Source organism: Robiginitalea marina (assembly GCF_024006985.1).
Lineage (GTDB): Bacteria > Bacteroidota > Bacteroidia > Flavobacteriales > Flavobacteriaceae > Robiginitalea > Robiginitalea marina.
The window spans coordinates 1-6,564 of the sequence record NZ_JAMXIB010000022.1 but is presented as its reverse complement, the minus strand read 5'-3'; the positions used below and the strand labels follow the sequence as shown (position 1 = coordinate 6,564).

Sequence of the window (6,564 nt, the reverse complement as noted above, 5' to 3'; positions counted from 1 at the left end):
TCCGTAAAGTCATACGTGCCGTCCCCGTTGTCCACCAGGGAAACGGTGCCTGCCGCTGCGTTGATCTCATCGATGGCCGCCTGTACGTCCGTGGCGGCAAGGCCGCTGGCCGTGTTGTCAAAGGTAACTTCTGCTGCCGTCTGGTCATCGGTATCGATCACTGCCCCAAGGTCCGCCAAAGCCACGCTTACGGAATTACCCTCGCTGTCGGTAAGCACCAGGTCGGTTCCCACTACGGAAAAACTGGTATTGGTGGTATTGGTGTCGACGGAAGTCAATTCCCAGGAATTCCCATCCCAGTAATAGATCGTTCCGGTATTGATATTTACATAAATATCGCCTGTGTCTGCCCCGGTTGGCGTGATCGCCCCGGCAGCAGTCACCTCAGTCCCGCTGAGTACTTCACAATTGCACTGGTCGGCAAGGGTTACCGTGGTCTGGGCAAAACCCCAGCCAGATACCAGGAACAAAAAGAACAGTACGCTTAATTTCTTCATGGTACTCGATTTTTCTTTGGGTGGCGTGAGGCCGGATATGGAAAATGCGGGAACATCCCCGCGGGTTGACGACTTCATGGTACGCTGTCTCCCCGGTTCAGGAGTTGAGGAACCTGGAGCGCGGAAGGACTGGAATGAGGAGTACTGATTCATTTACAGTATTTTAACACCCTACAAAATTAGACGCAGGTACAGGGGGGGAAAATATTTGTTGTGTACGCGTGCAAATGCAGGGTATAGAGTCCTAAAATTGAAGTGATGTTTGTGTCGTTCATCGATCAGATCAATAAATTCAACGAATAGCAGCTGATGGGATTGTGGGAAACCGCAAAAAGGAAAGTCCGTTGGGGAATCCGGTTTCAGAAATGGCTGAAAGCCGTGCCCGGGGCACATATAACATGGTGCTGAAAACGGATTATCCTTTGTTGACCCTGTACGTTATGCGTCGGTTGGTAAGCACCCGGGAAGGGCCTACCGTCAGTACCGCGCTGGCCGAGATCACCTCCGGGCAAAGTAGGGAAGCGGAATTCCCGGCGAGTACGCGAAACATATATCCGCTTTTGTCAATCTCCGGTATCAGGACGGTAAGGGATGAAGTGGTACTTCCAATGTATTCCGGGCCATCGCTCACCGCAGACCAGGAACTTCCCCCGTTCGAGCTCACCTCCCATTGAAAGCTGTCGGCGAGTGGCACTGATGCGGAAAAAACCCCGTTTGCACCTACCAGTACCACCTGGTCGGTGGGTTGGGTGGCAAACGAAATGGTTTCAACAGTAATCAATTGGATTACCTCCACAAAATTGCCCACGGCATCAGTCACCCGGTAGGTGCGGCTGATAACCTCCGGGGTCCCCCCATTACTCACGTCGCCCACAAAACTGACCACCGGGCTCGGGGTACAGTTATCCGCTTCATCGGTCACCACGGTGGTATCCACCGGGGGGATGTCCGCCGGGCAATATACCGTTACCGGCAGGGGGGCACTTGCGGTGGGGGCGATATTGTCAATGGTAATGGTGGTATTGGCGGAAATACTCAATACGGGGTCCCCCGGCATTCCCCCGTATTCCACCACATAGCCCTGGGGCGCATAGGCACCCCCGCCACCGGCGTTCGGGAGGTCGTTCCACGACCCTGGGGAGGTGGTCACCGAAGGATCGGTTATGTGTGCAAAATTCTCCTGCCCGGGTACTGCAGGTCCGTCTGGAAAGTCATTGGGTTCATTGGCGTTCCAGAAGGCGAAGGTCAGTTCGGTACCCCCTACCCCGCCACTCCAGAATGAGGTACCGGCCTCTGGCCCGGTGACCCACTGCCAGTCGCCCTCCGTGGCATCGTCGGAGGCCCCGATCCACCCTACGCCCAGGGCCTGGGAGCCTGAAAAATCGGCTTCCACCTGCGAGGTCAGGGTCGCCAGGTAGCCCTGCAATCCGTAATACGTTCGAAGGGCCGCGGCATCGCGGGCAGTGGTCCAGGTGATCCCGGGTACTGCCACAAATTCATAAAAGTGTCCGGTCTGGGGCAGGTAGTTGGCATCGCCCACCGTGATTGAAAACCCACGGCTGCCGGAAGGGGCAGGGTTACTGCTGGAAAATTCCACGGCCAGGACTGCGGCTTCAAATTCAGCCAGGGTGGCCGGGCCTGTGAGGGTCAATTTGCCTTCCACGGGGCTCCAGGCCGGGGTAATGGAAGGGTGGGAGCCCGTCAGGGTCAACAGGTCCTCCCCGGGTACATACCCCGAAGAGATCTGTACGGAAACCAAGAAGGCTGTGGTATCATCAGGGTCGGTGATGCTTATGGTCTCCGCCACCGGGAGGCTTCCCCCGGGGCAGTATACCTGGTTCCCCGTGGCCGTAAGGACCGGGGGTTCATTGGCCGCCGGATACAAGGCTGTAAACAGGATATTATCTATAAATACCGTTTCTGAGCTTCCCCAGTTTCCCGAGTCTGTCCGGAAACGAATCCCGGCAGATGCATTCAGTTCTGCGGCGGACAACCCATAATTCATGGTGCCTGTACCATTGAGGGAAGCCCTTTCATTCCAGTTCGTGCCATCGAAGAGTTGAACAGAAATCCTTTCATCCCCATTGGTGCGCTCAAAGTCCAGGGTAAGGGTCGCACTCAGGGCCCCGGACAGATCGAGGCTGCGGGTAATGAAGGCATTATCGAGGTCCTGAAATCCAAGGCGGTTCCCTGAAATGTATATCCTGCCTGTACCCGGGTTTCCATCATCATTCGATTCCACCCAGTTCCCGGAGAAATTCAAAGTACCGTCATTGTTGGAATACGAAACTGAACTGAAGTTGTCGCGGAAGGTCTCCTGGGACCACAGGGCTGTCCCCTTCAGCAGAAGGAGGAACAGGCCCATTCGCAATGCCCGTCTGATGTGCATAGGCTTTTCCGATCGTTATGGAAAGGCGTCAACCTTCCCCATCCCTACAAAAGTAATCGACTGGTGGCCAGGGGATAAACTTTTGTTGTGAAGCAAACCAAATCCCTTGTAAATCCACGGATTTATGGGGTCACCAAACGCAAAAAGGGTGCAGATCGTCGATCAGCACCTACAAACGTTGCCTTCAGGAAGCCCTTACCCCCCTATTCGAAAATGATGAATTCCGACCTCCTGTTCCTTTCGTGTTCCTCCGCGCTGCAACGCACCCCGTCATCGCAGGCATTGATCAGGCGGGTCTCCCCGTACCCTTCCCACTGAAGCCGTTCAGGGGCGATGCCTTTGGAGACCATATAATCGACGGTCGCCTCGGCCCGCTTTTGGGAAAGCCAGAGGTTGTAGGCATCCGGGCCGCGGCTGTCGGTATGGGAATTGGCCTTGACCTTAAGGCTGGGGTATTTCTCCATGGCCGCAATGACTTTCTGCAATTCCACCTCGGCATCGGGGCGGATCTCGTACCGGTCGAAATCAAAATAGATAGTACTGAGCTGCAATAATTTAGCCAGGTCGTCCCCATATCCGGCCAATACCGATTCCGGCTCGAGGTAAAAGTCGATAATCCGCGGCTTCCCATCCGAAGGGTACAGGAATTCCTCTGCCGGCACATAGCCCTGTCGGGAAGCCCGCACAAAATTCCCGCGGTCGCAGTCCAGGGTCAGGGTGTAAGTGCCTTCGGCGTCGGTGACTGCTGAGAATACCTGCTGGTTTTCCTCGTCAATAACCTGTACGGTCGCCCCCGCCAGGACCTCGTTGGTGATCTTATCGCGTACGGTCCCGGAAATTTCCTGTACGCATTCAAAGGGCAGGGGTTGCAATTCGGTAACCGCATAGATGTCGTCCCCGCCCAGGCCTCCTTCGCGGTTGGAGGCAAAATATCCCTTCCGGGTCTGCCCATCAAGGATGAAGGTAAAGTCATCCATGGGGGAGTTTACCGGGGCACCCAGGTTGAGGACCCTGCCCCGAAAGGGCAACTGGGCCAGCTTTACGGCAAAAACATCAAGTCCGCCCAGGCTGTATATCCCGTCTGAAGCGAAATACAACACCCCGTCGGAACTCACATAGGGGAAGGTTTCCCGGGCTGCAGAGTTTACTTTGGGCCCGAGGTTTTCGGGCTTACCAAAACCCCCGTCTTCCCGCAGGGCCACCCTGAAAATGTCGGACTGCCCCAGGGTTCCCGGCATATCAGACGCAAAATAAAGGGTTTTTCCATCCGGGCTCAGGGCCGGGTGGGCCACGGAGTACGCGTCGCTGTTGATTGGGAGCTCACGGATTTCGGACCAAACCCCATCCTTTAGGGTGGCCTGGTATATCTTCAGGCGTACCACCCCTTCCTCATCGGTGATGATTTTCCCCTTGCGGTAGTTGTTTCGGGTAAAGTAGAGGGTCTGCCCGTCAGGGCTCAGGGCCGTGGTGGACTCATGCCAGCGGGAATTTACCCCATCGAGCTTACTTACTTCGGATTTCCCGGCAGTATCGGAAGGGACCCGGTAGATATCCATGAAATCACGGGCATTCCAGGTATGCCGGTACCGGGCCAAATTGCCGGTATCGCGATCGGAAGAAAAAAGTAATTCTTCCCCAAAGAAAGAGGGCGCAAAATCAAGGTAGCGGGTGTTGTGCCCGAAAGCCTCCAGGCGGTAGCCGCCGGAATGCTGTTTGATTTCCGCAAGGTACTCCATGGCCCCCTTTTCCCCTTGGTAGGCGGATTCCACGGAGCGGCCGGTTTGCTCAAAATACTGTTCCATGGCCCTGGCCGAACGGCCGGGATCGCCAAGGCTTTTCAGGGACTGGGCGTAACGGAAGTAATATTCCGGGCCGGCCTGGTCAGGGTACTCTGCCAGGAGGCGCTCATAGATCCCGGCCGCCTCGGGGTAGTCGGCATTGAAATAATACGTGTTTCCGAGTTTCTGGAGGACCTCTGCAGAGGCAAACCCTTTATCCAGAACCTTTTGGTAAATGTCTTGTGCGGTCTTAAAGGAAAAAGCACCGTATTGGTCATCGGCTTGTCTGATAAGGGGCTCCTGGGCCACTCCCGCAAAAGTGCTCAGGGTAAAAAACAGTATCGCAGGTAGCTTCCTCATGGCGTAATCGATTTAAAAGAAACGCGGGGAGACCATCCGCTCAAAGGACCGGACCAGCTCCCAACGCAGGAAGAGTTCAAAGGACCCGTCATTAAACTGGGTGCCGCCCAGGGCAGTGGTCTCGCGGTCATAGGCAATCCCTACCATCAGCTGCTGGTTGAGCTGGAAGCCGATCAGGCCACTGATCGCGGCATCCCACCGATAGGCCGCCCCAAAGGAAAATTTCTCGTTGAACAGGAAACTCCCCGAGAGGTCGAGTTGGAGGGGGGCACCGCTGACCACCTTGGTCAGGACCGCAGGTTTGAATTTCAGATTGTAATTGAGGTCAAAAACGTATCCGGCAATCGCATAAAAATTGATCCGTTCCGTGGAAAGAAATTGCACCTGGTTGGCCTCTTGCCGGCTGTTGTCAAAATATTCGTTTTCCAACAAGTTCGGGGCAGAAAGGCCGGCGTAGAACCGATCGGTGTGGTAGTAGGCGCCTACCCCGAAGTTCGGTGAAAACCGGTTGTCGATGTTGGCAGCCTGCACGGGTTCGGCATCGAAATTCCGCAACCCGCTGAAATCGAGGCTCAGCATATTGCCCCCTGCCTTAAGCCCGAAAGAAAGTTTGGCATCCCGGGAAACGTCCACTGTGTAAGACACCACGGCGTCCAGGTAGGTTTCCTGCACCACCCCGCTCCCGATGTTGTCGTGTACTATGGAAATCCCGTACCCTACACGGCTTTCCCGGATGGGGGAATGCAGGTTCAACGTGAAGGTTTCAGGCGCCCCATCCAACCCGGCCCATTGTGAACGATACAGGGCTGCCACGCTGAGTTGCCCGCGAGAACCGGCATAGGCCGGGTTGACGCTCATGGTGTTGTACATATACTGGGTGTACTGGGCATCCTGCTGGGCCAGGGAACTCCCCCCCCAAAGGACCATGGCCATCAGGAAGCCGATGCTGATCCCTTTGCGCCCGGGTTGGGTCGAATTATTTGCTGACATACAGGTACCCATTATCCGTGATTTTTTGTCCGTTCAACTCGTATTCAAAGATATAGAAGTAGACTCCTGCCGGGAGGTATTCCCCGGCATTTACCGTGGAGCGCCCTTTTGACCGGCCGTCGAACACATTGTTCTGGTTGTTGTAATTAATACCTTCATAGACTGCAATTCCCCAGCGGTTGAAAATTTTGAGGCTATTGTTGCGCGCCAGTTCCACATTGCGGATAAAGAGGAAATCGTTGCGCCCATCGCCGTTGGGGGTAACCAGCTGGTTGATCTCAATCCTTCCCTCTATCGGGAGGTCATCCCTGGGGTCCAGGTAATCGGGGGTTCCGTCCTCATCGGTATCGTCGTTGGTCGGGTCGCCATCCTGGTCCGCATCCTCATCCGGGGTGCTCACCCCATCCCCGTCGTCGTCCGCATCCCGGTAGTTCACATCCCCTTCCCCGTCTGTATCCGGGAGGTCATTGGCCGGGTCGTCGATCTCATCGTTCACATCGAACCCGTCATTCACATCGCTGCCCTCGTACCCATCGTCCAGGCCGTCCCC

General features: G+C 55.7%; 5 protein-coding genes. All 5 read right to left on the bottom strand.

All coding sequences use genetic code 11. From position 1 onward, the window contains the following. On the bottom strand, positions 1-497 hold a 497-nt coding region (locus NG653_RS14535; protein ID WP_252742446.1), incomplete at its 3' end, for a hypothetical protein. A 415-nt stretch (positions 498-912) separates the two neighbouring features. Then, a complete protein-coding gene (locus NG653_RS14530; protein ID WP_252742445.1) occupies positions 913-2,886 on the bottom strand; it encodes a C-type lectin domain-containing protein in 1,974 nt (657 codons plus the stop codon). 203 nt (positions 2,887-3,089) lie between these two features. Then, positions 3,090-5,024: an OmpA family protein gene (locus NG653_RS14525; RefSeq protein ID WP_252742444.1), complete on the bottom strand. Its 1,935-nt coding sequence runs from the start codon at positions 5,022-5,024 to the stop codon at positions 3,090-3,092. A gap of 12 nt (positions 5,025-5,036) precedes the next feature. Continuing rightward, on the bottom strand, positions 5,037-5,957 hold the full coding sequence (locus NG653_RS14520; RefSeq protein WP_252742447.1) for a PorP/SprF family type IX secretion system membrane protein: 921 nt from the start codon (positions 5,955-5,957) through the stop codon (positions 5,037-5,039). 43 nt (positions 5,958-6,000) lie between these two features. Then, positions 6,001-6,564 (bottom strand): T9SS type B sorting domain-containing protein (locus NG653_RS14515; protein ID WP_252742443.1); only part of this gene is annotated, 564 nt, incomplete at its 5' end.

Excerpts from the sequence above, each read along its gene's own strand:
- NG653_RS14530 (WP_252742445.1), bottom strand. The coding sequence starts at position 2,886 with ATGCACATCAGACGGGCATTGCGAATGGGCCTGTTCCTCCTTCTGCTG.
- NG653_RS14525 (WP_252742444.1), bottom strand. The coding sequence starts at position 5,024 with ATGAGGAAGCTACCTGCGATACTGTTTTTTACCCTGAGCACTTTTGCG.
- NG653_RS14520 (WP_252742447.1), bottom strand. The coding sequence starts at position 5,957 with ATGGCCATGGTCCTTTGGGGGGGGAGTTCCCTGGCCCAGCAGGATGCC.